Here is a 24988-nt window from a genome sequence, read left to right as displayed (position 1 = left end):
ATGACACTTTTATATTTATTTCGCTTCTGGTTATTTCACAGCACGCTCACATCTCCAGCACGACCTTGCCGACGGCTTCGCGGTTTTGCAGGAGGCGCATGGCTTCTACGGCGCGTTCCAGCGGGAAGCGGGCGCAGATGTGGGGGTCGATCTTTCCTTCGGCAGCGAGGCGATCCACGGCTTCGATGTTTGCCCTGCCCGCTTCCGGGTCGCGGCGGCCATATTCGCCGGCGCGGACGCCGACGACGGAGAAGCCTTTTATCAACGGCATGTTGACGGAGACCGTCGGGATGCGGCCGCTGGTGAAGCCGATGACGAGGAGGCGGCCGTTCCAGGCGATGCAACGGGTGCTTTCGTCGAAGACATCGCCGCCGACGGGATCGTAGATCACATCGGCGCCGCGCCCGCCTGTCAGTTCCTTCACCTGTTCGCGGAAACCTTTCGTGACGTTCAGCACGTGATCGGCGCCGCGCTGTTTCACCACTTTCAGTTTTTCATCCGAGGCCGATGTCGCGATGACGGTGGCGCCGAGGAGCTTTCCCATTTCGACGGCGGCAAGGCCGACGCCGCCGGTGGAGCCGTGGACGAGAAGCGTTTCGCCCTTTTGCAGATGGCCGCGACAGACAAGCGCGACATAGGCTGTGAGATAAGCGGCGGGATAGGCGGCGGCTTTCGCGAAATCCATGTTGCCGGGGATGGGACGGCAGGCTTCCGCCGAGATGTTTACCTCTTCGGCGAAGCCGCCGATGCGCAGGCCGGCGACGACGCGATCCCCCGGTTTGAATTTCGTTACGCCCTCGCCCACCGACGCGACCAGGCCCGCACCCTCCATGCCGGGGGCGAAGGGAAGCTCCGGCTTGAACTGGTATTTGCCCTGGACCATGAGAATGTCCGGGAAGTTGATCGAGCAGGCTTTGAGGCGGAGGCGGATTTCGCCCTTGCCCGGCGGCGGCAGCTCGACCTCGTCCAGCCGGAGGACGGAAATATCTTCCGATAGTTCATGCACACGCATCGACCGCATTTTTCGCTCCCGAAATTTTCTCTTATGGCAAATTGCTTTGTGGACCGAGCATAGAGCGGCGGCCCCAACTTCGCCACGGTGGGTGCGGAGAATGTGACGGGGGAAGCGAGAGGGACGACATGATTTCGGGCATGGAAGAGGCGCGCTTCGGCGTGGCGCATCTCGACAGGGTGGCATTGCATTACGCGGAGATGGGGCCGGAGGACGGGCCGCTCGTCATTCTGCTGCATGGCTTTCCCGACAGTTGCATCGGCTGGCGGCACCAGATGCCGGCGCTGGCGAAGGCGGGGTTTCGCGTGATCGCGCCGGACCAGCGCGGCTATGGCGTGAGCGGGAAGCCGCGCGGCGTGAAGGCCTATGATCTCGACGAGCTGGCGGAAGACATTGTGGCGCTGGCTACGCATTTCGGCGAGACGCGGCTCCGCGTCGTCGGCCATGACTGGGGCGCGGGCGTTGCCTGGTGGCTCTGTTCGACGCGGGGCGAGGCCATGGAAAAGGCGGCGATGATCAACGCGCCGCATCCCGCCATCTGGAAAGATGCGATGTACAAGGACAAGGCGCAGCGGAAGAAGAGCCGCTATGTGAAGGCGTTTCGCCTGCGCGTGCTGCCGGAGATGATGATAAGGCGGAAGAATTTCAGCGCGCTGGTGGAGGCGCTGAAGGGATCGGCGCGGCCGGGCGCCTTCGACGAGGCCGAGTTCGACGCCTATCGCAAGGCATGGCGCGAGCCGAAGGCGATCACCTCCATGGTGCATTGGTACCGGGCGCTCCTGAAGAAGAAGCTGCCGGCGAAACCGGCGCCGATCGCGACGCCGGTGCTGCTGATCTGGGGCGAGAAGGACGAGTTTGCCGATGTGTCGCTGGCGAAACGCAGCATCGCGCTGTGCGAGCGCGGCGGCACGCTGTTTTTCGCAGAGGGCACGCACTGGGTGCATCGCGAGGAGCCGCAGCCGATCAACGACATGCTGATTACCTTTCTGCGCTCCGATCAGGAATAGGCGAGCGCGCCGCCGACGGCCGCGAGGCCGAGCACGATGAAGATGGCGGCGGTGACGGCGCGGACGATGCGGAGCGGCACGCGCTTCGCCGCCGCCTCACCGAGGTAAACGGCAGGGACATTCGCCGCCATCATGCCGAGCGTGGTGCCGAGCGCGACAAGGACGACCGACTGGTAATGCGCGGCGAGCGCGGCCGTCGCGATCTGCGTCTTGTCGCCCATTTCCACGAAGAAGAAAGCAACCGTTGTGGCAAGGAAGGGACCGAAGCGGGCCGGGGCTTTCATCTCGTCTTCGGAGGGCGGCGCATCGGGGATCAGGGCCCAGACGCCCATGGCGAGGAAGGAGAGGCCGAGCACCCAGGCGAGAATTTCCGGCGTGAGCCATTCGGCGATCAATGTGCCGATGAAGGCGGCGAGCGCGTGATTGGCGACGGTCGCGACGAAGATGCCGGCGACGACGGCGGCGGGCGCGCGGAAGCGCACCGCGAGAATGAGCGCGAGAAGCTGCGTCTTGTCGCCGATTTCAGCGATGGCGACGGTGCCGAGGGAAACGAGGAAGGCTTCCAAGGAAATAACTCCGCGCCGGACGAGACAATGACCCATTGCGCCCGCCCGGCAGAGGGGCGCGCATGAGCCAAAGGTCTCGCCAAATCAGCTTTCGCTGAGCACGGACGCCACGGGCCGGGGCCCGAGTTTGTTGACGCCCGCCCCTCTCTGCCATGACGGCGGAGGGCGGCTACTCCCCTAAGGACGGGGTGGAATTAGCATGGAGGATTGCGGCGGGCAAGAGAGCGAGGGGTGAGAACGACTCGCAGCGCTGCGTCTCAGAGGGCGATGCCGAAGCGGGCGGCGATCCAGATGGTGAGCAGGTAGAGGAGGACGGTGATGGCGCAGCCGGCGGCGAGCGCGGGCCAGAAGCCGATGCCGTTTCGCAGCATGGCCGGGAAGATCAGAAACATCGGCAGCGACGGGAGGACATACCAGAAGGTGGCTTCGGCATGGGCAGCAATACGCTCGGCGTCGCCGGTCTCACGCCAGAGCCAGACGATGGCGAGGATGGAGACGAGCGGGAGCGACGCGATCAGCGCACCGAAGGCGGGGCTTCGCTTCGCCGTTTCCGAGACGATCATGACGAGGATGCCGGAGAGCGCCGCCTTGACGATCGTGTAGAGCATGGGTCAGCCCGCCTTGTGGAGCGCGGCGCCGACGTCGCGGGCGATCTGTTCGCAGGCGGATCTGGCGGCGGGGAGGACGCCGGTCATGGCGGTGAAGGCGTGGGCGAGGCTGTCTTCGCAGCGATAGAGGACGGAGACGCCGGAGGCTTTGAGCCTGTCGGCATAGGCGAGGCCCTGATCGCGCAGGACGTCGAAGCCGGCGGTGACCACGATGGCGGGGGCGAGGCCCGCGAGGTCCGGCGATTTCATCGGCGAGAGGCGCGGGTCGGCCGCGTCGGCGGGGGTGTTCATGTAGAGCGCGCCGAACCAATCCATCACGTCGCGGGGAAGCGGGTAGACGTTGGCGCAGCTTTCCATCGAGCCGCCCTTCGAGGCCCAATCGGTCACCGGATAGATGAGGAGCTGGACGGCAGGGGCGGCGAAGCCCTCGCGCTTTGCTTCCTGCGCGACATGGGCCGAGAGATAGCCGCCCGCGCTGTCGCCGCCGACGCCGACGCGGCCCGGTATCATGCCGAGGTCCTCGGCATTCGCCTCCGCCCAGCGGTAGGCGGCGACCGCATCCTTGCCCGCCGCAGGAAATTTATGCTCCGGCGCGAGGCGGTAGGCGACGTTGAGGACGGCGATGCCGGCGACATCGGCGATCATGGCGCAGAAGGTGTGGCAGGTGTCGAGATCGCCGATGACGCAGCCGCCGAAATGGAAGAAGACGAGCCCGGGGAGCGGGCCGGAGGCGCCGCGCGGACGATAGAGCCGTGCGTCGAGCGGGCCGGCGGGGCCGGGGATTGTCAGCTCGGAGATTTCAACATTGGTGCTCGGTTCGCCATCCAGCATCGCCAGGCCCTGCGAGGTGGCGGCGCGGGCGGTGAGGGGATCGAGCGTCGTGATGGAGGGCTGGCGCGCGCCCTGCGCAGCGAGGAACTGCATGCGGGCATCCATGATGCGGCCATCTATCGCGAGGGGCTTGCCGCCGGAGAGGCGGACGAGAGCGCCATCGGGCAGTTTCATCAGCAGGCGGATTATTGTTTTCTGGATGTTCATGCTTTTCCTGCACTGCTGCATTTTGCGGCTTACCCCTCCCCGAAAAATCCTGCAGATTTTTCGACCCTCCCTCAGGGGGAGGGTGGAAGAGTGCTACGGCTTGCCCTTGTTTCCTGCGTGAGGGAGGGCGCGAAAGCCGCCGAGGACGAGGGCGGTGGCGAAGGCGGAGGCGTGCTCGGCGTCCATTTCCGGGCGGCGCAGCATGCGGTCGCCCATTTCCATCGCGAGGCCGACCACAGCGGCCATCAGATATTCCGCATCCACCGCCGGCAGGGTGCCGTTGCGGATGTCTTCTTCGATATACTCACGGATTTCCTCGAAGCCGGCGATGATTTCCGGCGAATCCATGCGGACGCGCACCGTGTTCGGATTGCGGCGCATGACCTGGAAGGTGTCGCGGTCGGTGGCGAGGTAATCGAAATAGGTGCGGAAGGCGTTGCGGATGAAATCCTCGAAAGTGCGCGAGCGGATGCGCTCGGCGCGGAGGCGCGGACGGATGCGGCGCATGCCCTCATCCATCAGCGCCTCGAAGACTTCTTCCTTGCTCTTGAAATAATTGTAGAAGGTGCCCGATGCGAGGCCGGTCTTGCGGATGATGTCGCGCACCGATGTGGCGCCGTAGCCGAGATCGGAAAAGACGACCTTCGCCGCCTCGAGAATGGCTTCACGGTTGTTCTGCTTGGTGAGTTCGCGCTTGCCGGGCGCCTTCGGCTTTTTGGACGCCTCGGCGGGCGCCTCATCCAGATCAGTCGTCAATCAATTCCTCCGGCGGGTGCGGCAAGCTTTGGCCCCCCGGCCTCGCCTGCATCCCTTCACATTGGCCCCACTCTATCCAAATGACGACAATCGTCAACTTTAAACAGGGCTGAAATCCATTAAAATTCAGACACTTATACCTATTCCGCCGCGCGGGCCGAGCCGGAAGCGGCGCGGGGCGGAACGGGGAGCGGATTGCCCGCAGCGCGCGCCCTCTTCTCCCCCTTGCGCCACTCCTTCTTCAGATCGTGGCAATAGATGTTGAAATCGACCTGCATCTTGTGGCGCGGGCTGTCATAGAAATGGCCCATGAAGCGGCGTTCATCCGCCTCCAGCACGGCTTCCATTTCATGCTTCGGGGGGAGCGCATACTCGCCCGCGAGATAGGCCGCGACGAGGCGGGCCTGCTGCTCGGCGAAATTGATGAGCGTGGGCAGCGGCTGGGCGAGGCCCATGAAGAAGAGGTTCGGAATACCGGGCTTCATCATGCGCTTGAAGAGCGGCAGGTGATTGTCCTTCACCTCGATCAGGGATTTGTCGAGGAAGGGGAACTCGACGTTGTAGCCCGTGGCATAGATCACGACATCGACATCCTCGACGCTGCCATCCGCGAAGCGGACATGGGCGCCTTCGAACCGCTCTATGGTTGGTTTCACCTTGATATCGCCGCAGCCGACGCGGGTGAGAAATTCTCCGGATACGGAGGGGTGGGCTTCCAGGGGCTTGTGATCCGGCTTCGGCAGGCCGTAATCCTCCATGTTGCCGACGGCGCGCTTCAGCGCCTTGGCGGCCAGCCAACGCTGCACGGAGAGCGGCACCCAATGCGGCAGCGATGCCTTGTCGGCGACACGGCCGCCGATATATTTCGGGAAGATGTAGACGCCGCGCCGGGCCGAAACCCAGAGATTTTTCGCGATGGGCTTTTGCGACAGCTCGGACGCTATGTCCATGGCGCTGTTGCCCATGCCGACCACGACGATGTTCTTGCCGCGCATCTCCACCGGCTCAAAGGGTGTGAGATAGGAATGCGCGTGCATCTGGACGCCGGCGAATTCGCCGGGGAACGGCGGCGTGGGCCAGCGCGGGTTCCAATGGTGGCCGTTGCAGACGAAGAGCGCATCGTAGAGAAGCGTTTCGGACGAGGCGCCACCGGCGGCGGAGCGATCCACCGTCACACGCCAGAGACCTTCCGGCGTGCGCTCGCAATGCGTTACCGCCGTGTTGAAGGAAATTTTCCGGCGCAGATCGAAGTGATCCACATAGTCGTTGAAATATTGCAGCACCTGCGCGTGGTGCGGAAAATCCGGGAAGGCGTCGGGGATCGGGAAATCCTCGAACTGCATCCGGTATTTCGATGTGTCGATATGGAGCGATTCATAGCAGGCAGACATGCCGTTCTTGTTCTTGTAGGCCCAGTTGCCGCCGACGGTATCCGACATTTCAAAGACGTCGAACGGGATGCCACGATCCTGCAATGCCTTGGCGGTGGAAAATCCGCTGCAGCCCGCACCGATGATGCAGACTTTCGGCAACATGCGCGAAGACCCCGGCGACGACTGTCCGGCCATGACGAACTCCAGTGTGAAATTTCAATGGAACGAGGCTACAGGAAGATGCCGCATGGAGCCAGAAAGCGCCGCTGCATGAGGCTCAAGGGAAGGCATACGCTGCGACAAGGCGGCTGATCCTTTCGCCATCCGATGAGAGCGGCAGCTGGATGCATTCGAATCGGCGGTAGTCGCGGCCGAGCCAATCAAAGCGGCCGGAAAAGGCGATGGGCGCCGGCGAGCGAAGCATGTCGCGGAGCCCGGCGAGACGTTCTTCCAGCCTTTCACCTTCATGCCCTTCGCGCAGGGAGCGGCCGGTGCGATCGACGCCGGTCATCTCGACGATCCGGGTGCCGACGAGGCGATAGCGGAAATCGAGCGGATCATAGGTGACGTCCGCGATGGTGAGGAAGGGAAGCAGGCGCGGGATTTCGACCGGGTTGATGTCGGAGGGTGCCGGCATGAGACGGCCCGCCCGCTTGCTTTCCCAATAGGAGAGGAGCGCGGGCAGCGGCGCCGCAAGCACCTCCATATCCTTCAGAACGGTAAGGCCGCCTTCGATTGTCAGCATGGTCTTTCGCTCCTCCTGTTACCATTGTTGCGCGCCGGAGCGGGGCGATGCAAGCGGGCGGCGAGAAGGAAATATTACGATGTGTGAAGCGTTTGCGCCGCGCCCCGCCCCAAAATTCGCAGACGAATTTTGACCCTCCCCCAAGGGGAGGGTGGGTAGAGAAAAGCGGGTTGACTTGGCGCGGCGGCGTGGCGCTATTAGAACAGCGTAGCGAGCGAGGAAACATGGCCGCCGACGACGACTTCAAACCCGAACATATCGAGCTGATGAAGAATGTGCTGATCGAGCATGTGCCGCATGCGAAGGCGATCGGGCTTACCGTTGCCGATGCGAAGCGGGGACAGGCCTGGCTTTCCATTCCCTACGCGGAAAAGCTGATCGGCAATCCGGAGACGGGTGTGATCCATGGCGGCGTCATCACGTCGCTGCTCGACAATGCCTGCGGCATCGCGGTGCAGCTTGCGCTGCCGGAGCGCATGTCCATTGCGACGCTCGACCTGCGGATCGACTACATGAAGCCGGCGACGCCGAAGCTCGACCTGATGGCGCATACGCATTGCTACAAGGTGACGAAGAACATCGCCTTTGTGCGCGGCACGGCCTATCACACGGATGAGGAAGACCCCATCGCCACCTGCGTCGGCACTTTCATGCTGGGCGCGAACCGGGCGGCGCCGATGCCGGTATCGCCGGACGCCGCGGACGAGGCGATGAAACTGCTGGCGAAGAACAAGGGGGGCGCGGCATGAGCGAGACGAAGGGCAAGGCGGACATCAACGCGCTGATGCAGGCGATCCCCTATGCGCGCTATCTCGGCATTACCGTGGACCAGCGCGGCAATGAGGTGACGACGGTGCTGCATTTTTCGCAACAGCTTATCGGCAATCCGGTGCTGCCGGCGCTGCATGGCGGCGTGATCGGCGCCTTTCTCGAGACAACGGCGATTGCGCAGCTTGCCTTCGAGGGCGGCGCGGGGCCGCTGCCAAAACCCATCGGCCTTACCATCGACTATCTGCGCTCCGGCAAGCCGGTGGATACTTACGGCCGGGCGGAAATAACGAAGCAGGGGCGGCGCGTGGCGACGGTGCGCGCGGAAGCCTGGCAGGATGACCGCTCGCGGCCCATCGCGGCGGCGCATGGTCACTTCCTGCTGCAGGCGGCGGACGACACGACCACATCATGAGCGAGGCGGCGGCGCGGGTGAACCATCGCAAGGTTCTTGCCATCGCCATTCCCATCGTCATTTCCAACATCTCGACGCCGCTGCTCGGCATTGCCGATACGGCGGTGATGGGGCGGATGGGCGATCCGAAATATATCGGCGCGGTGGCCATCGGCGCGCTCATCTTCACCATGGTCTACTGGACCTTCGGCTTTCTGCGCATGGGGACGACGGGGCTTACCGCGCAGGCGCTGGGCGCGATGGATGGCGAGGAAATCCGCGCTTCGCTCGGGCGGGCGCTGCTGATTGCCGGGGCGGTGGGCGCGGCGCTGATCCTCATGCAATGGCCGATAGGCTTTGCCGCTTTCGCACTGCTCGACGGCAGAGAGGAAGTGGAGAGCCTCGCGCGCGTCTATTTCGACATCCGCATATGGAGCGCGCCTTTTGCGCTGGCGAATTATGCGCTGGTCGGATGGTTCATCGGGCTCGGGCGCGCGAATATCGCGCTGGCGCTGCAGGTGTTCCTCAACCTCGTCAACATCTTCTTCAACATCGCGCTGGCGCTGGGGCTCGGCTGGGGCGTGGCGGGGATTGCGGCGGGAACGCTGATCGCGGAAGTGGCGGCGGCGCTTGCCGGGCTTGCGGTGGCGGCGCGGCATTTGCGGTTCTATCCGGGGCAATGGACGCGGGCGCGGCTCCTCGATGCGGCGCGGCTGGCGCGGACGGTCGCGGTCAATCGCGACATCATGATCCGCACCATCGTGCTGATGTTTTCCTTCGCGTGGTTCACGGCGAAGAGCGCCGAGGCGGGCGCGGTGACGCTGGCCGCCAATTCGATCCTGCTGCAATTCGTGACGGTGAGCGCCTTCTTTCTCGACGGTTTCGCGCTGGCCGCCGAGGCGCTGGTGGGCAAGGCTTTCGGCGCGCGCAGCCGCGAGGATTTCGATCTTTCGGCGCGGCTTTCGACCGCCTGGGCGGCGGGGATCGCGTGTACATTGTCGCTCGGGATTTTCGCGTCTGGCGGTTTCGTCATCGACTTCCTCACCATCGATGAGGAAGTGCGCGCGGCGGCGCGGGTCTATCTCTTCTGGGCGGCGCTGCTGCCGGTGCTGTCGGTCTGGTGCTACCAGCTCGACGGGATATTCATCGGCGCGACACGCGGGACCGAGATGCGGAACGCGGCGCTGGCATCGAGCGCGCTGTTCCTGACGCTCTGGTGGCTGCTGCTGCCTTACGGCAATCACGGGCTGTGGGCGGCGCTTGCGGGCTTCAACCTGATGCGGGCGGCGTCGCTCGGATTTTACTATCCGCGACTGAGGCGGGCGCTGGCGTGAGCCTCAGAGAATCTCCAGCACGCTTTCGGGCGGGCGACCGATTTTCGCCTTGGCGCCCATGACGACGATGGGGCGCTCGATCAGGATCGGGTTTTCGACCATGGCGCGGATGAGTTTTTCAACCGTGAGTTTTTCATTGTCGAGGCCGAGGTCCTTGTAAGCGGCTTCGCCCTTCCGCATCAGGTCGCGCGGTTTCATCTTCAGTTTTTTCAGGATCGACTGAAGCTCGGCGGCGGAAGGCGGCGCTTTCAGATAATCGACGATGAGCGGCGCGTGGCCGTTTTCCTCCAGCAGCGCGAGGGTCTGACGCGACTTGGAGCAGCGCGGATTGTGATAGATGGTGGGTTTCGGCATTTTCGCTCCTAGAGGTTTACATCCGCGCCGACGGCATCCTTCAGATGCGCGAAGCCATCGGCGGCGAGGCGCGCGGCGAGGCCCTGCTTGATGCGGGCGACAAGCGGCGGGCCGTCATAGGTGAGCGCGGAATAAAGCTGCACCAGCGAGGCGCCGGCGCGGATTTTCGCATAGGCATCGTCCGCGGAGGAGATGCCGCCGACGCCGACAAGCGGCAGACGGCCCCCGGTGAGGCGGTACATGTCGCGCAGCACGGCTGTGGACATGGGAAAGAGCGGTGCGCCGGAGAGGCCGCCGGTTTCATTCGCATTGACGCCGGAGACGAGGCCTTCGCGCGCGATGGTCGTGTTGGAGACGATGAGGCCGTCGAGGCCCTGCTCAAGGGCGACTTCGGCGATGTCGCCGAGTTCTTCGGCGTTGAGATCCGGCGCGATCTTCAGGAGGACGGGCGTCTTGCCCTTGCGCGCGGCGAGGACGCGGGCGACGAGGTTTTGCAGCTCCGCCTTGTTCTGCAGGGCGCGGAGGCCGGGCGTGTTGGGCGAGGAAATGTTGACGGTGAAATAGCTCGCCAGCCCCTCGAAGGCGCGGATGCCCGCCTCGTAATCGGCGATGCGGTCCGCCGCGTCCTTGTTGGCGCCGATGTTGACGCCGAGGATGCCGGGGCGCTTGCGGCGCGCGAGGAGGCGCTTCTTCAGGGCGGCGTGGCCCTGATTGTTGAAGCCCAGACGGTTGATGACGGCGCGGTGAACCGGCAGGCGGAAGACGCGCGGGCGCGGATTGCCGGGCTGCGGCAGGGGCGTGACCGTGCCGACCTCAGCGAAGCCCATGCCCATGGCGAGCATGGCATCTGGCACCTCGCCGTTCTTGTCGAAGCCGGCGGCGATGCCGAGCGGGTTTTCAAAATGGAGGCCGAAAAGGTCTATCGCGAGGGAGACCGGGTCCGGCGCACGCCGGGTGGGGCCGAGGCCCAGGCGCAGCGCGCGCAGCGTGAGACCATGCGCGGTTTCGGGGTCCATCAGGCTCATCAGCGGGCGGGCGAGCGGGAAGAGGTCCATTCAGTCTTCCATCGAGGGAAAGAGGTGTGTGCCGTCCTCATCCACGGGGAGCACATCGACGCGGCGGACGGCGTGGAGGGGCAGGACGTCGTAGAGATGCGGGAAGAGAGCGCCGCCGCGCGAGGGCTCCCATTTCAGCGCCTCGCCAAGCGCCGCCACCTCGACCGCGACGAGAAGGAGGCCGTGGCGGCCGGCGAAATGGCGGGCGGCGGTTTCGCGCGCCTGGGTGGAGGTCGAAAAATGGATGTAGCCGTCGTCGATATCGACGGCGGAGCCGATGAAATGGCCCTCGGCCTCGGCGGCGAGCCATTCATGCTGGCTCACGATCTTGTAGATGAGGCTGGAATCGGGCGGCATGGGGCGCACTCTAGCGGCGCGGGCGGGGGCCGACAAGGCGGCGGATGGGAATCAAATCCGCAATTCCGGGGTGCGGGGGGCCGCGGCCTATGGCATGATTCCCATGTCCCGCCCCCGCCGACAGGAATTCATTCAGTCCGATGCCCCGCAAGCTTTCCCACAACCGCCTCTGGGCGGCGATCGACGCGCTGGCGGGGCGGCACGGACTGACAGCCTCGGGGCTTGCCAAGGCGGCGGGACTCGACCCCACGACCTTCAACAAATCGAAACGCGTGACGGCGGCGGGACGGCCACGCTGGCCGAACACCGAGAGCCTGGCGCGAATACTCGATGCAACCGGCTCGTCGCTGGAGGATTTTCTGGTGCTGGTGGCGGATGGCGAGGTCGCGTTCACGCCGCAGCGCCATGTGCCGCTGATCGGGCTGGCACAGGCGGGACGCGGCGGCTTTTTCGACGATGCGGGATTTCCGGTCGGGAGCGGCTGGGAGGAAGTGGCGTTTCCCGATTTCAAGGATGAGCACGCCTATGCGCTGGAAGTGAGCGGCGACAGCATGGAGCCGTTCTACCGGGCGGGCGACATCATCGTCGTGTCGCCGGGCGCGGAAATAAGGCGCGGCGACCGCGTGGTCGTGAAGACGGCGGGGGACGAGGTGATGGCGAAGGTGCTGGCGCGGAAGACGGCGACGCGGATCGACCTGCAATCGCTGAACCCGGCTTACGAGGACCGGTCGCTGAAGCCGGAAGAGATCGTCTGGATGGCGCGCATCATCTGGGCGAGCCAGTAGGCTCATCTCTTGCCTGTTGGGGCCGGCGCCTGTGCGGGCGGTGCCGCGCGGCCAAGCCGCAGGGCGACGATGCGGGAGGCGGCGGCCATGTCGTTCGCGTCGAGCGCCTGTTTCAATTCCAGCGCCGCATCACGCAGCAGCTTTTCCAGCGCCGTAGCCGGCTCGCGCCCGGCGATTTCCGCGAGCAGTTCCCCGGCGCGGGCGGTTTTGGCGGTGGTGCCGAAGCCCGCGAGCTGGAAGGCATATTGCCAGGCAATCGACATATTGGCGGGATCAAGCGCGAGGGCACGCTCATAGGCGGCGATGCCTTCATCAGCGGATGCGCCATAGACGACGCCGCCAAGGGGCCCGCCGGCATGGACGATTTCGAGATGCCAGCCGCCAAGCGCGGCATGGGCCCAGGCATTGTCCGGGTTGAGGGCAAGCGCCTTGTCGATATGGGCGCGGGCTTCCGTGGCCATGCCCGTGAAATGCGCGGCCATGCTGCCTTCGCGGCGGGCGACGAGGCCGAGCGCGACGGCGACCGCGAGATGCGTCTCGGGCCTTTCGGGCGCGCGCGCGACGGCACGGCGGCCATCGCGCAATGCCGCCTCGAAACGGACGAGGCGCGCATCGCCCTCGGCGCCGAAATCACCCCGCACCATTTCCGCCCGCGAGGCGAGCGCGTCGCCCTCGCCGGTCTGCAGCCTGCGGGCGAGCATGGCGGCGCGGGCGAAGGCGCCGCTGTCAAAGGCCGCCTGTGCCTCGGCAAGGCCGCGATCGAAGGCGAGCGCGGGAGCGGCGGCGAGCACTGCCGCGAACAAGAGAAGGGCGCGGAGGGCGATCATCGCGCGAAGGCCTTGTCGAAGAGGAAGGGATCGTCGAAATGACGCTCGCCGACAAAGGCGGTGGCATGGGTGCCCCATTGGCGCATGGCGCCGGGGCTTTCGATGCCGAGCGGCCAGAGGGTGAAGCGTTCGAGACGCTCCGTATGCGGCACGATTCCTGTGGGCCCATAGAAACTGCGGCGGCCGCCTTCCGGCAGAGGCAGGGACCGTTCGCCGAAGGCGGGGGATGCCCGGTCGGATTGGAGTTCGTAGGTGGAGGGTGTGGAGGCCGGGTGCCGCACGCCGAGATCGAGCAGGTAATGGCTGACGGCGGCAAGGCGGAGATGGATACGCTCGCCGGGGGCGAGACGCGGCGCGGCTTTCGGCACCAGAGGCGCCTCACGCATGTCGCGGTCCTCCGGCACGGGCACGCGGCGCAAGGGCGCGACGGGGAAGAACATGTGATAGCAGCCGCAGGCATGGATCGCGTCATAGATGAGCGGTTCACCCTCTTCATCGAGCGTCACGCGCCAGATGAAACCGTCGATGCGGCCACCGAGAAGATCGAAGCTTCCCTGCAGGGGGCGCGCCGGAAACCAGACCGTGTAGACGAGTTGCGGCAGCACCCTGCCCTCGAAGCGGGTGTAGACGAGGCGCGTGGTGGCGGCGGGGCGCGAGACATCGATAGCTGGCAGGAGCTCGCCTCCTTCGCGCTGCCAAAAAGGCGAGCCGAGACGGTCGTCGTCGCTTTGCGTCTCGATTTCAAAGACCGGTGCGAAGGCGGCGGCGAGACGGGCCACTTCATCCGCCGAGAATTTCGGCAGGCCGAGGGCGGAGCGCGGCGCGGCGCGGACAAGGGCGGAGACGCCGCCCTCCTCCATGGCCGCCGCCGGCACGTAGACAACCGTGCTTTCGGACGGGGCAGCGGCGGCGAAATCCCGCGCGAAGGGGCCGAGGTTTTCATCTTTCCAGCGGCCATAACCGATGGCAGCGCCGAGATTTGTCAGCGGGTAGAGGCCGATGGCGCGCTGCCACTGATTGTAATGGCTGGGTGCGACGGCGGCGCGGACAAGGGCATCGCGCGTTTTCAGCGGGCCTTCCAGGACTTCGGTTTGCAACAATAGATCGCCGCAGCGATTGGCGGCGCCGGCGAGGGATTCCGGATCGGTGGCGTGGCGAGCGGCGAGCGACATGCGCGCATCCAGCGGCAAGTTCGAGGCTTCGATCTCGCGCGCCCTTGCGTCCAGCCAGCGGAGGTGGCTTACCCAATCCTCGAAGGCGCCGGGGGCGGAGAGCTCATGGCGAAAGCTGGCGAGGAAGCGGTCGATGCGGAGCCAGGGGAATGTCTTTATGCGGGCGGCACCGGCGTCGCCGACATCATGCGCGGCGACGGCTTCATCCATATCCGTGAGAAGAGCGAGACATTGCGCGTCGGCCATGGGTGCTTCGGCGCGCCAGTCCGGCACGGCCACGCAGCCGCCAAGAACGAGCACGAACGGCAAGACGATCCATCGCGCACAGAACTTCACCGGCCTACCCCTATTGCACATCCCACGGCCATGTTCGGCCAAGCGGCGCAACACAGCAAGCGCCGCGGCAATAATCAGGCTTTGGAGAGGTCTTCGCCCGCGAGCGCACGGCGGATGAGACCGACGCTCTGCTTGACGCCATAAAGCTTGACGAAGGTGCCGAAGCGCGGGCCCTGTTCCTCGCCGAGCAGAACCTCGTAGAGCGCCTTGAACCAGTCGCGCAGCTTTTCAAACGGATGGTTCTTGCCGATGTCGTAGACGATGTTCTGCAGTTCCTCGGCCGAGGCGTCCGCATCCGCCGCTTCGAGGCGGGCGGCAAGCTCCTCAAGCGCAGCGCGCTCCAGATCGGCCGGCGCGCGGTACTTCTTCGCGGGGCGTACGAAATCGTGGAAGTAGTTGATGGCGTAGCCGACGAGATCGTCGAGCCGGGGATGGTTCTCCGGCGTCGCATCCGGCGCATAGTTTCGAATGAAGCCCCAGAGCACGTCGCGGTCTTCCGAGTGGCTGGCGCTGGCGAGATTGAGCAGCAGCGAGAAGCTGATCGGCAGATCTTCCGCAGGCGGATTGCCATGATGGATGTGGAAGGCGGCATTGTTCAGCCGCTCGCGCACATCCTGCTTCGGGAAGGCGGAGAGCGCGCCCAGATATTCATCGACGTTGCGCGGGATCACATCGAAATAGAGGCGCTTGCCTGCGCGCGGGCTCTGAAACATGAAATATTGCAGGCTTTCCGGGCTCGCATAACGCAGCCAGTCCTCGATCGAAAGCCCGTTGCCCTTCGACTTGGAAATCTTCTTGCCTTCCTCGTCCAGGAAAAGCTCGTAGTTGAAGCCTTCCGGCGGCGGCGCGCCGAGGACACGGCAGATGCGCGAGGCGAGCTTCACCGAGTCGATGAGATCCTTGCCCGCCATTTCATAATCGACGCCAAGCGCAGCCCAGCGCATTGCCCAGTCTGCCTTCCATTGCAGCTTGCAATTGCCGCCGGTGACGGGCACTTCGACCGTTTCATTGGTGCCCGGTTCGACATAGCTGACCGTGCCCTTTGCCGCATCGCGCGCAACGAGCGGCACGAGGAGGACATGACCGGTGCGGGGGCTGACGGGGAGGATCGGACTGTAGCTCTGCTGGCGCTCCTCACGGAGGGACGGCAGCATGATTTCCATGATTTCGTCGAACTTCGCGAGCACCTTGAGAAGGGTTTCGTCGAAACGGCCCGATTTGTAGTAATCCGTCGAGCTCGCGAATTCGTATTCGAAGCCATAAGAGTCGAGGAACGAACGCAGGCGCGCGTTGTTGTGTTCTCCGAAGCTCGGAAACTTTTCGAAAGGATCCGGGACGCGGGTCAGCGGCATATTGATGTAGTTCGCCAGCATCTCCTGATTTGGGACGTTGGTTGGCACCTTGCGGAGGCCGTCCATATCGTCGGAGAAACATAAAAGACGCGTTTTCACGCCCGGCATCAGGATTTCAAAGGCATGGCGCACCATTGTGGTACGCGCGACTTCCCCGAAAGTACCGATATGCGGAAGACCGGAGGGCCCATAGCCCGTTTCGAACAGGACAGTGCGGTCCGGACCGCCCTCGCGCTCGAGCCGGTCCACGATTTTCCGCGCTTCCTCGAACGGCCAGGCCTTGCTGACGCGGGCGGCTTCGAGGAGATCGGCGGGAGCTATAGCGGTGGGGGCGGCGGACATCTAATGTACCCGGAAGTAATGACTTAAGGTTTTGGCAAGCGGGCGGACCCTATGCTTTGCACATTCTCTCGTCAACGCGCCGACAGAACCGGCGGAGCGCCGGACCCGGCGGACCGCCGGGGAGAGCAAAATCGCAACAGATCGCGGCGGAGCGCCGGGAGATCCAGAAGTTGACGACCGAAGCCGACAGGCCCGCAGGCACAGAGGCAGGGCAGCCACAAGAGGCGGTCTTTCCCGGGACTGTCCGGCGCAATCCCCCCATCGAAACACGGATCGTGGCCGAGCAGGTGAAACTGCTGCTTTCGCTGGGCGAGGCGAGCCGCTGGACGATATTCGGCGGCATTCTCGTCGTTGGCCTTGCCTTTTACCAGACGGCGCCGATCTGGGCGACGGCGGTGGTGGCGGCAATCCAGCTCATCGCACAATTTGCGTTCGACCGGGTTCGCGCCGGCTTCAATGCCGACCCCGACAATGTGGAGCACGCGCCGAAATGGGCGCATCGGTATGCGCTCGTCACGCTCATCAGCGGTGCGACATGGGGCGTGGGCGCACTCTTGTGGCTGCCGGACTCGAGTTTCGCGCATGAAGTTTTCTACATGGCGGTGCTGGCCGCGCTGGTGATGGCCACGGCGGTGAGCCGGGCGACCTATCCGCCGGCGGTCATCTACTACACTCTCTCCTCATGCCTGCCCGCGGTCATCATGTTCGCCACGCGCGGCGATGCGCTCTCCGTTGCGGCGGTGCTGCTGGCGCTGATGTTCTTCGCGACGATCATGGGCTGGACGAGGCGGATCAACGAAGGCTACCGGGAGGCATTCCGGCTGCGCTTCGAGAATGCCGACCTCGTGGAGCGGATGGCGCGGGCGCATGCGGCAACCGAGCAGCGGCGGCGCGACGCGGAAGAAGCGGAGGCGCGGGCAAAGGCCGCAATGCAGGCAAAGCAGGAATTCCTCGACATCATCAGTCACGAGGTTCGCGAGCCGCTGGACGGATTGCGCAACATGGCGCTTTATCTCGGCGACGAGGCGGTGAACGAAACGCAGATCAAGATTGCGGCGTCCATCGAGGAGACCAGCCAGCTTCTCAGGCGGCTGGTCGACGACATGATCGATTTTTCGGAAATCGAATCCAAATCGCTCGAACTGAAGCCGCGCAGCTTCGACCCGGTGGAACTGACGGCGAGCGTCGTGCGGATGATGCGTCACCAGGCGGTAACGCGGGGATTGTCGCTCGAACTCGACGTGGCGCCGGGCATCGACGCCCTCATGACGGCCGATGCCGACCGGCTGCGGCAGGTGCTTTCCAACCTGATCGGCAATGCCATCAAATTCACCTATCAGGGCGGCGTGGTGGTGCGGGTCGCGTCGCTGAAGACGCCGGGCGGGGAAACGGTTTTTCGTTTCTCGGTGACGGATACCGGGCCGGGGCTCGCGGAAGATGCACGGGCGAGGCTTTTCGAGGCCTTCACGCAAGGCGCCGATGCGCGCGACTACCGCTTCAGCGGACAGACGGCGGGTGTCGGACTTGGCCTGCCGATCAGCGAGCGGCTGGTGCGGCTGATGGGGGGGCATATCGACGTGGACAGCACGGTCGGGCAAGGGAGTACCTTCTGGTTTCTGCTGCCATCGGAGACCGGCGGTGCGCGGGAGTATTTCGCGGCGCTGTGCGACGAGGCGCGGCCGGACGGAACAGCAAAGCCCGAGCGCCTTATCGATCATGACCATCTTTATGAACTGGAGCGGCGGCTGGGCGGGCACCACATTACCGATCACCTTGTGACCGGGCTTCAACGCGTGCTGGCGCTGCATCGCGACATCGAGCAGGCGCGATCCTCGGGGAACGGTGCGGCACTCGCGGAGGGCGCCCTGTCGCTGAAGACAGCCGCAGCCGACCTCGGCCTGACGGCGATTGCAACGGTGGCGGACAATATCGGCACGGCGGCCGGCCAGGGCGAACAGGAGGCGGCGATGCGCGAAGTGCCGCGCCTGCAACAGAAAATCGCCGCGACCTGGCGGGAGCTTGCCAAGGTTTATCCAAGCCTGGCGGCCTGACAATATCTTTGCGGCGGCGCATCGCTATACTCGCCGCCGATGCCGCAAATTCCTTCATTCGATTCGTCCGGAAGCGCAGGCGCGGGAGGCCCGTTCCTGCCCGATGCCGCCGCCATGGTGCCTTCGCGCGCGAGAGGCGGCGGCGCCATTGCCGTGAGCGCCGATGGCGAGATCGAGGAGCTTGGACCCGAGGAGGCGCTGCGGCGGATCGAGCGCGAGCCGGTGATGCTTGTTCATGCCGGCTTCACGGCGAGGCGGATCGCGCGGGGGCGGCAATTCCGCGAGCCGGGCCCGCATATTCTCGACCTGATGGAACTCTTCGCCTTCGTTCATCCCGCGCAAACCTGCCTGCCGACACCGGAAGGGCTGGCCCGCGCGCTCGGCATCGAGGCGGGCGAGACGCCGGAAGACCAGGCCCTGATGCTGCGCGAGGCGGCGGCGCAAATGCTGGCGACGCTGCAGAACCTCGCCCTGCCCGACCGCCCCTCCGCCGCGCGCACAGCCTACCGGATGGCGGAAGGCGGCTGGGCGTGGGGGCCGGGCGTGGTGGCGGCGCTGCGAGACGCGCTGGGCCGGGAGGGCAAGCCGCCGGGCTCACGCGGCTTCGACATATGGAACGAATTGCCGGAATGGGAAGAACGGGGCCCGCGCCCGCCCGCTGGCTCGATGCCGGTGAGCGAGGCGGAAGCCCGCGCGCAGCTTGCGCTGCTGGCGGGGGACGATGCCGAACGGCGAACAGGACAAGCGGATTTCGCGGGCGCCGCCTCGCTTGCCTTCGCGCCGCGCGATGCCGCGGGTGCGCCAAATGTGGTGATCGCGGAGGCGGGGACGGGCATCGGCAAGACCATCGGCTATATTGCGCCGGCAAGCCTCTGGGCGGCGCGGAACAAGGGCACGGTCTGGCTTTCCACCTACACGAAGAACCTTCAGCGCCAGCTCGACCAGGAACTTTCGCGGCTTTACCCCGATCCCGCCGAGAAGGCGGAGAAGGCGGTGATCCGAAAAGGGCGGGAGAATTATCTCTGCATGCTCAACTTTGCGGAGCTGGCGGACCGGGCAGCGATGGGCGGCGGCGCAGTCGCCATCGGCCTTGTGGCGCGATGGGCGAAGGCGAGCCGCGACGGCGACATGGTGGGGGGCGATTTTCCGGCCTGGCTCGCGGCGCGGCTCGGCGGCGTGACCGGACGCACAGGGCTGACCGACCGGCGAGGCGAGTGCGTCTATACGGCCTGTCCCTACTACAAGAAATGTTTCATCGAACGGGCGATCCGCAAGGCGCGGCGCGCGGAGATCGTGGTGGCAAACCATGCGCTCGTCATGCGGCAGGCGGCGCTCGATCAGGCGATGGGACCGGTGGCGCATCGTCCGGTGAAGGCGGCAGAGGCGGCGGGCAACGCGGAAGACGAAGCGCCGAGCGGCCGGGAGGCGCTGGCGCGGTTCGTATTCGACGAGGGACATCACATTTTCGATGCGGCGGATGGCGCCTTCTCGGCGACGCTGTCGGGGCTCGAGACAGCGGAGCTGAGACGCTGGATCCGGGGGGCGGAAGGACAAAGAGGACGGCGCGGACGCGGCATAGAAGAGCGGGTGGGCGACCTGATCGCGGAAGACAAGCTGGCGGAAGAAGCGCTGGCGGCGGCGCTTTCCGCTGCCGCCGCCCTGCCCGCGCCCGGCTGGACAGCGCGCATTCACGACGGCGCGCCGCGCGGCGCAGGCGAAAAATTTCTGGCACTGGTGCGGCAGCAGGTTCACGCGCGGGCGGAAGACAATGACAGCCCCTTTTCGCTCGAGGCGGAGACGATGCCGCCGGTGCCGGGGCTGATGGAAGCGGCCGCCGCGCTGGACGATGCGCTGAAGCGGCTGGCGGCGCCGCTGCAACTGATTGCCGACCGGCTGCGGGCGCGGCTCGACGACGAGGCGGAAGACCTCGACACATCGACGCGCATCCGCATGGATGCCGCCGCGCGCGGGCTCGACCGGCGGGTGCGGATTCTCATCCCGTCCTGGCGGAGCATGCTGGCGAGCCTGAACGCGGCGACGCCGGAAGCCTTTGTCGACTGGTTTTCGGTGGAGCGGCTTTACGGGCGCGAAATCGACATGGGCATGCACCGGCACTGGCGCGACCCGACGATACCCTTTGCGGATGCGGTGCTGGAGCCTGCACATGGCGTGCTCATCACCTCGGCGACGCTGCGCGACCGGCTGGTGGAAGAGGCTGAAGACGACGAGGGCTGGGAGACGGCGGAGATCAGAACCGGGGCCTCGCATCTTGCCGTGCCGGCGCGGCGGGCTTTCATGGCGTCACCCTTCGACTATGAGAAGCAGGTGCGGATTTTCGTCGTGCGCGATGTCAGCCGGACGGATATCAACCAGGTCGCATCCGCCTACCGGGAGCTTTTTCGCGCGGCGGGTGGCGGCGCACTCGGCCTCTTCACGGCGATCCACCGGCTGAGAGCCGTGCATGAGCGCATCGTGACACCGCTGGAGGAAGCGGGGCTCGAACTTTATGCGCAGCATGTCGATGCACTCGACACGGCGACGCTTGTCGACATTTTCCGGGCGGAGCGCCATGCCTGCCTGCTCGGCACCGATGCCGTGCGTGACGGTGTCGACGTGCCGGGGGATTCGCTGCGCATGATCGTCTTCGACAGAGTGCCCTGGCCGCGGCCCGATATTCTGCACAAGGCGCGGCGCGAGCAATTCGGCAAGGCACGTTACGACGACATGCTGACGCGGCTCCGGCTGAAGCAGGCCTTCGGGCGGCTGATCCGGCGCGCGACGGACAGGGGCGTGTTCATCGCGCTCGATGCGCGCCTCCCGACGCGGCTCACATCGGCCTTCCCGCGCGGTGTTACGGTTCACCGCGTGGGGCTGGCGGAGGCGATCGACGAGAGCCGGCGCTTCCTTTCCGGCGGCGAGGCCGAGCTTGCTCCGGCGAAAGCCACCCCCTAAGCTCCCCCGCAAATCGAGCAAGGAAGCCACATGTCGACGATTTCCCCCGAAAATGCCCTGATCTACATCATGGTCACGATGAGCGCGGTGGACCGCGCGATGAGCGACAATGAATTGCGCGACATCGGCACGATCGTGCGGACGCTGCCGGCATTCAGCGATTTCAACGAAGAGCGACTGATCCCCGTCGCCAAGGAATGCGCGGCCATTCTGCAGGAGGATGGCGGGCTCGACGCGGTGTTCGGCCTGGTGCGGGACGCGCTGCCGCCGCATCTGCGCGAGACAGGCTATGCGCTGGCGGTCGAAATCGCGGCGGCCGATCTTTCGGTCGGCGCGGAAGAAATCCGCCTGATGCAATTGCTGCGCGACACGCTCGACATCGACAAGCTGACGGCAGCCGCCATCGAGCGCGGCGCACGCGCGCGGCACATGCCGCTTTAGGGCGTCAGGTGCAGGCGGCTTCGCCGGTCTTTGTCAGTTCGCCACCGATCAGATCGAAGAAGCTGCGCGTGCAATCGGCGGGGCCGTTATATTTGTCGGCCTCGCGGTGGATCAGAACCGGCGTCAGATCGTCCCATGTATAGACATCGACGCCGCCTTCAGCCGCGCTGGAGCGCCAGCGGCTGAGGATTTCCTGCGTCTCGGGATCGAATTCCGCGGAGACGATTTCATTCAGCCCGGCATTTTCCACGAAACGGCTTTCCTCTTCCGACCAGAGCCAGTTCCGGTAGGGGACATTGGGGCCCGCCGCCGTTTCCGCGATCAGCCGGAAATCGAGATAGCCGTCGAAATTGGCGTCTATCGTTTCGAACCCGTTGTTGTCGACCTGCGTCATCGCCCGCGAGCCGGCATCGTCGATGATCTGGAAGGGCTCGGCCTTGCCCGCATGGCGGATCGCAATGCTGTCGATCACGCGATCGCCGGTTTCCCGGTCGAGGTGCCAGGAGAGTGAAAACTGGAAAGCCGGAAGCACCGGATTTACCTGGCTTTCGCAGAGGATCGGCCCTGTGCCGCCGGGCCCGGACGGGGCGCGGCAGGTGAAGCCGCCCTGAAACGTCTCGTCGCCTGTCACCCGCGCGCGCTGCTCATCCGCGACAGCGGCGGCGTCGACGGCGATGCTGCCTATTCCGCCTATCTCCGCGCCCTGAGCAAGGGCAGCAACCGGCCATGCCAGCAACAGCAGACAAAAACCGCTAGAACCAAAGCGTCCCGGCATTGCAGCAGCCCTCAGACAACCGCGTCCTTGAGTCGCGGTGGGCTTATTCTATCGCAAGGCGGCCCGGTGCACCCTTTTTCTTGAGGGCCGGACCGCTCTATAGTCTCGCTTCATTTGAGTTGATGCCTGCCGGCCACAATGAAGCAGGCCAATCGGGGATGCGTTGTCTGTTCCATGTTTGAGTTTCTCACCCTCAACGAACCGGCTCTGCGGTTCGGCGCCTTTGCCGGCGTTTTGGCGGCGATGGCGATCTGGGAAGCGCTGTCGCCAAGGCGTGCGCTGGCGAGCGGGCGCGCAAGGCGCTGGACGACCAATCTGGCGCTGACGGGCACGGGCACCCTCCTGCTGCGCGTTGCGGTGCCGCTTCTGGCAGTGGGCGTGGCCGCCGAGGCGGAGCGGCGCGGCGTCGGACTCTTCCACTGGATGGAGGTGCCCTATGCGGCGGCGTTCATCCTGTCGCTTCTGGCGCTCGACGTGCTCGTCTACGCGCAGCATGTCGTCTTCCACCGCGTCGGCCTTCTCTGGCGGCTGCACCGCGTCCATCATGCGGACACGGATGTCGACGTGACCACCGGCATAAGATTTCATCCCGGCGAAACTCTCATCAGCATGGCGATCAAGATGGCCGCGGTGGCGCTGCTCGGCGCGCCTGTGGCGGCCGTCATCCTGTTCGAGGTAGTGCTGAATGCGACCGCGATGTTCAATCACTCGAATATCGCACTCGGCACGAAGACGGACACCCTGCTCCGGCGGCTCATTGTGACGCCCGACATGCACAGGGTTCATCATTCTGTTCATCGCGACGAACACGACACGAATTACGGGTTCAGCCTGTCGCTGTGGGACATGGTTTTCGGGACCTACCGGCCGCAACCGCGGGACGGACATACGCAGATGCGACTGGGGCTGACGGCATTTCCGGCTCCCTTGCCATCCGGGTTCGGCTGGAGCCTGTGGAATCCATTTTCAACGGACAGACATTCGGATGGGAGCCTGCCGGACGGGCGCGGGGAGCGGACGACATGAAACGACTTTGCCTTATGCGCCATGCGAAATCGGACTGGAGCGACCCTGCCAACGATGATTTCACACGGCCGCTCAACGCGCGTGGCACGACCGCGGCGGCATTCATGGCACGGTATATCGCGGCATCGCCCTACCGGCCGGACGCCGTTCTTTGTTCGACCGCAGCGCGCGCAACGCAAACCTGCATGCCGCTTTGCGACGCGCTCGGCCCCAACGTGCCGGTGGTTTACCGCGATGAGCTTTATCACGCGATGCCGGACACGATGCTCACCGAAATCCGGCGCGTGCCGGCCAATGTGGAAACGCTGCTTGTGGTCGCCCATAATCCGGGGCTGGTGCTGCTCGCAATGGCGCTTGCCGAGGACCCGGACGATGAAACGGCGCTGCGCATCGCGCATGGCGTGCCGACGGGCGGCTTCATTGTCATCGATTTCGATATCGACGCCTGGACGGATATCAGGGAGAACGCGGGCCGTCCCGAATTCTTCGTCAGACCGCGCGACCTGATGACCGAGGGGGCCGAAGGAAAAAGCGGGACAAGCGCGGGTCAGTAAATACTGGCGGTGAAATAACGGGCGCTGACGCGCGCATAGGTCCCGTCTGCCACGAGCGCGGAGAGCGCCTTGTCTATCTCGTCCCGCAGGGCAACATCCGCCGCGCGGAGAGCAATGCCCGCCCCTTCACCAAAGAATACCGCGTCTGCGTAGTCCGAACCGACGAGACGGCAGCAGGCGCCGGACAAGCCCGAGGTCCAGAGCAGAAGCTCATTGCGGTCCGCGAAGAGCAGATCGACGCTGCCTTCGGCAAGCGCTTTCTCGGCGTCTTCCGGTGTAGCGAACGTACGAAGGCGCGCGCTGGCAAAACGCGAGCGGGCGAACGCTTCGTGGACGGACCCCGCCTGGACCGCGATCTCTTTTCCGGCAAGCGCCGCCGGCGTGGCCGCAACCGGCGCATCGTCCTTTCGGGCGGCGAAACGGCCGGGCGTCGAATAGTAGCTCTGCGTGAAAATCAAACTTTCTTCCGCCGGGTAGCTTTGCCGGCCGGGCACGGGGATCAGCAATGAAGCGATCACGGCATTGCCCTCGCCGCGCTTCAGCGCCGGGATCAACTGCTCCCATGACCGCGTTTCGAAGTGGCAATCGGCATCGAGACGCAGACAAAGCGCAGCGGCAAGCTCGATATCGAAACCTGAAAGCGCACCGGTTTCATCCCGGTAGTTGAAGGGCCGATAGTCGCCTTCCGTGAGAAGCACAAGCGACCGGCGCGCGGGCGACGGGGCCTCGGCGGCGGGACGGTCGGGGTTCGGCAAGGGCAGCTGCAGCGCCAATATCTGCTCGACGGAGAGCGGAGGCGAAGGTTGCGATGCCAGCGGCGGCACGGTTTCAGAGGGCGCCGGCTGCTCATTCTTTGCCTCCAGCCAAGGCAGAGGTGCTCCTTCGTAAAGGCGTGCAAGCGCGCCTGCCAGCACGACAATCGCGATAAGATTTGCGTAAAGGAGAAATCGCATAGGCCGCCCGCCGAGTGCCGCCCCTGAAGGGAAGCATGAATGTTTCATTATGACA

25 protein-coding genes and 1 riboswitch are annotated in these 24988 nt (G+C 65.1%); of the genes, 10 read left to right on the top strand and 15 right to left on the bottom strand.

All coding sequences use genetic code 11. The features are described 5' to 3' along the window. Positions 1-46: 46 nt before the first annotated feature. Positions 47-1021: an NADPH:quinone oxidoreductase family protein gene (locus PLAV_RS02285; protein ID WP_011995363.1), complete on the bottom strand. Its 975-nt coding sequence runs from the start codon at positions 1019-1021 to the stop codon at positions 47-49. Between the two features lie 119 nt (positions 1022-1140). Between PLAV_RS02285 and PLAV_RS02280 the strand changes: the two genes are divergently transcribed. After that, the gene (locus PLAV_RS02280; RefSeq protein ID WP_011995362.1) at positions 1141-2019 is read left to right on the top strand and encodes an alpha/beta fold hydrolase; all 879 of its coding nucleotides are present in this window, start codon (positions 1141-1143) and stop codon (positions 2017-2019) included. Here the strand turns inward: PLAV_RS02280 and PLAV_RS02275 are convergent. From PLAV_RS02275 to PLAV_RS18655, 6 genes are all read right to left on the bottom strand, one after another. Continuing rightward, positions 2010-2585, bottom strand: a complete 576-nt coding sequence (locus PLAV_RS02275) for a TMEM165/GDT1 family protein (protein ID WP_011995361.1) — start codon at positions 2583-2585, stop codon at positions 2010-2012. The genes PLAV_RS02280 and PLAV_RS02275 overlap by 10 nt on opposite strands. A 6-nt stretch (positions 2586-2591) precedes the next feature. Continuing rightward, positions 2592-2775, bottom strand: a riboswitch (yybP-ykoY riboswitch). 67 nt (positions 2776-2842) lie between these two features. Then, positions 2843-3193, bottom strand: a complete 351-nt coding sequence (locus PLAV_RS02270; protein WP_011995360.1) for a DUF3147 family protein — start codon at positions 3191-3193, stop codon at positions 2843-2845. A gap of 3 nt (positions 3194-3196) precedes the next feature. Beyond that, the gene (locus tag PLAV_RS02265) at positions 3197-4231 is read right to left on the bottom strand and encodes an alpha/beta hydrolase (RefSeq protein ID WP_041535808.1); all 1035 of its coding nucleotides are present in this window, start codon (positions 4229-4231) and stop codon (positions 3197-3199) included. 93 nt (positions 4232-4324) lie between these two features. Continuing rightward, positions 4325-4987 (bottom strand): TetR/AcrR family transcriptional regulator, encoded by a 663-nt coding sequence (locus PLAV_RS02260; RefSeq protein WP_011995358.1) that lies wholly within the window; start codon positions 4985-4987, stop codon positions 4325-4327. Positions 4988-5127: 140 nt separating this feature from the next. After that, on the bottom strand, positions 5128-6555 hold the full coding sequence (locus PLAV_RS02255; RefSeq protein WP_011995357.1) for a flavin-containing monooxygenase: 1428 nt from the start codon (positions 6553-6555) through the stop codon (positions 5128-5130). Between the two features lie 82 nt (positions 6556-6637). Continuing rightward, positions 6638-7105, bottom strand: coding sequence for a PAS domain-containing protein (locus PLAV_RS18655; RefSeq protein ID WP_011995356.1), 468 nt, complete (start codon positions 7103-7105; stop codon positions 6638-6640). A gap of 224 nt (positions 7106-7329) precedes the next feature. Here PLAV_RS18655 and PLAV_RS02245 point away from each other — a divergent pair, with 224 nt between their 5' ends. Genes PLAV_RS02245 through PLAV_RS02235 form a run of 3 tightly spaced genes read left to right on the top strand, consistent with a single transcriptional unit; the run spans position 7330 to position 9601 of the window. After that, positions 7330-7854, top strand: a complete 525-nt coding sequence (locus PLAV_RS02245) for a PaaI family thioesterase (protein ID WP_049767683.1) — start codon at positions 7330-7332, stop codon at positions 7852-7854. Further along, positions 7851-8288 carry a PaaI family thioesterase gene (locus PLAV_RS02240; RefSeq protein ID WP_011995354.1) on the top strand — a complete coding sequence of 146 codons (438 nt, stop codon included), beginning with the start codon at positions 7851-7853 and terminating at the stop codon, positions 8286-8288. Before PLAV_RS02245 ends, PLAV_RS02240 begins: the two co-directional genes overlap by 4 nt. Next, on the top strand, positions 8285-9601 hold the full coding sequence (locus tag PLAV_RS02235; RefSeq protein WP_011995353.1) for an MATE family efflux transporter: 1317 nt from the start codon (positions 8285-8287) through the stop codon (positions 9599-9601). The genes PLAV_RS02240 and PLAV_RS02235 overlap by 4 nt, the downstream gene beginning before the upstream one ends. A gap of 3 nt (positions 9602-9604) precedes the next feature. On the opposite strand, the gene arsC is transcribed toward PLAV_RS02235, so the two are convergent. From arsC to PLAV_RS02220, 3 genes are read right to left on the bottom strand one after another with little or no spacing between them, the layout of a single operon-like run. Beyond that, positions 9605-9955 (bottom strand): arsenate reductase (glutaredoxin), encoded by a 351-nt coding sequence (gene arsC, locus PLAV_RS02230; RefSeq protein WP_011995352.1) that lies wholly within the window; start codon positions 9953-9955, stop codon positions 9605-9607. Between the two features lie 8 nt (positions 9956-9963). Next, complete coding sequence (locus PLAV_RS02225) at positions 9964-11010, bottom strand: quinone-dependent dihydroorotate dehydrogenase (protein ID WP_011995351.1); 1047 nt, start codon at positions 11008-11010, stop codon at positions 9964-9966. Further along, the gene (locus PLAV_RS02220; protein WP_011995350.1) at positions 11011-11367 is read right to left on the bottom strand and encodes a DUF952 domain-containing protein; all 357 of its coding nucleotides are present in this window, start codon (positions 11365-11367) and stop codon (positions 11011-11013) included. Between the two features lie 140 nt (positions 11368-11507). Between PLAV_RS02220 and PLAV_RS02215 the strand changes: the two genes are divergently transcribed. After that, positions 11508-12152: a S24 family peptidase gene (locus PLAV_RS02215; protein ID WP_011995349.1), complete on the top strand. Its 645-nt coding sequence runs from the start codon at positions 11508-11510 to the stop codon at positions 12150-12152. A gap of 2 nt (positions 12153-12154) precedes the next feature. Here PLAV_RS02215 and PLAV_RS02210 read toward each other — a convergent pair whose 3' ends face one another. The 3 genes from PLAV_RS02210 to PLAV_RS02200 form a co-directional block, all read right to left on the bottom strand. Continuing rightward, positions 12155-12979 (bottom strand): hypothetical protein, encoded by an 825-nt coding sequence (locus PLAV_RS02210; RefSeq protein WP_011995348.1) that lies wholly within the window; start codon positions 12977-12979, stop codon positions 12155-12157. Then, positions 12976-14487, bottom strand: coding sequence for a hypothetical protein (locus tag PLAV_RS02205; protein ID WP_011995347.1), 1512 nt, complete (start codon positions 14485-14487; stop codon positions 12976-12978). Before PLAV_RS02205 ends, PLAV_RS02210 begins: the two co-directional genes overlap by 4 nt. 74 nt (positions 14488-14561) lie before the next feature. Then, positions 14562-16181 carry a lysine--tRNA ligase gene (locus tag PLAV_RS02200; protein WP_011995346.1) on the bottom strand — a complete coding sequence of 540 codons (1620 nt, stop codon included), beginning with the start codon at positions 16179-16181 and terminating at the stop codon, positions 14562-14564. Positions 16182-16351: 170 nt separating this feature from the next. Here PLAV_RS02200 and PLAV_RS18650 point away from each other — a divergent pair, with 170 nt between their 5' ends. The 3 genes from PLAV_RS18650 (at position 16352) to PLAV_RS02185 (ending at position 21625) form a co-directional block, all read left to right on the top strand. After that, positions 16352-18232, top strand: coding sequence for a sensor histidine kinase (locus PLAV_RS18650; RefSeq protein ID WP_049767682.1), 1881 nt, complete (start codon positions 16352-16354; stop codon positions 18230-18232). 114 nt (positions 18233-18346) lie between these two features. Beyond that, the gene (locus tag PLAV_RS02190; protein WP_143710153.1) at positions 18347-21184 is read left to right on the top strand and encodes an ATP-dependent DNA helicase; all 2838 of its coding nucleotides are present in this window, start codon (positions 18347-18349) and stop codon (positions 21182-21184) included. Positions 21185-21214: 30 nt separating this feature from the next. Continuing rightward, entirely contained in the window at positions 21215-21625 is a 411-nt protein-coding gene (locus tag PLAV_RS02185; protein ID WP_011995343.1) for a tellurite resistance TerB family protein, read from the top strand. 4 nt (positions 21626-21629) lie between these two features. On the opposite strand, the gene PLAV_RS18645 is transcribed toward PLAV_RS02185, so the two are convergent. After that, positions 21630-22400: an XAC2610-related protein gene (locus tag PLAV_RS18645; RefSeq protein WP_011995342.1), complete on the bottom strand. Its 771-nt coding sequence runs from the start codon at positions 22398-22400 to the stop codon at positions 21630-21632. A 174-nt stretch (positions 22401-22574) separates the two neighbouring features. On the opposite strand from PLAV_RS18645, the gene PLAV_RS02175 reads away from it, so the two are divergent. After that, a complete protein-coding gene (locus tag PLAV_RS02175; RefSeq protein WP_143710152.1) occupies positions 22575-23426 on the top strand; it encodes a sterol desaturase family protein in 852 nt (283 codons plus the stop codon). Next, positions 23423-23980, top strand: a complete 558-nt coding sequence (locus PLAV_RS02170; protein ID WP_011995340.1) for a SixA phosphatase family protein — start codon at positions 23423-23425, stop codon at positions 23978-23980. Before PLAV_RS02175 ends, PLAV_RS02170 begins: the two co-directional genes overlap by 4 nt. Here PLAV_RS02170 and PLAV_RS02165 read toward each other — a convergent pair. Next, positions 23974-24933, bottom strand: a complete 960-nt coding sequence (locus tag PLAV_RS02165; protein WP_011995339.1) for an ABC transporter substrate-binding protein — start codon at positions 24931-24933, stop codon at positions 23974-23976. The two genes, PLAV_RS02170 and PLAV_RS02165, sit on opposite strands and share 7 nt — an antisense overlap. Positions 24934-24988: the final 55 nt, after the last annotated feature.

Origin of the sequence: Parvibaculum lavamentivorans DS-1, assembly GCF_000017565.1 — a bacterium.
GTDB lineage: Bacteria > Pseudomonadota > Alphaproteobacteria > Parvibaculales > Parvibaculaceae > Parvibaculum > Parvibaculum lavamentivorans.
The sequence above is the reverse complement of the archived record's forward strand: the minus strand, read 5'-3'. Positions and strand labels throughout refer to the sequence as shown.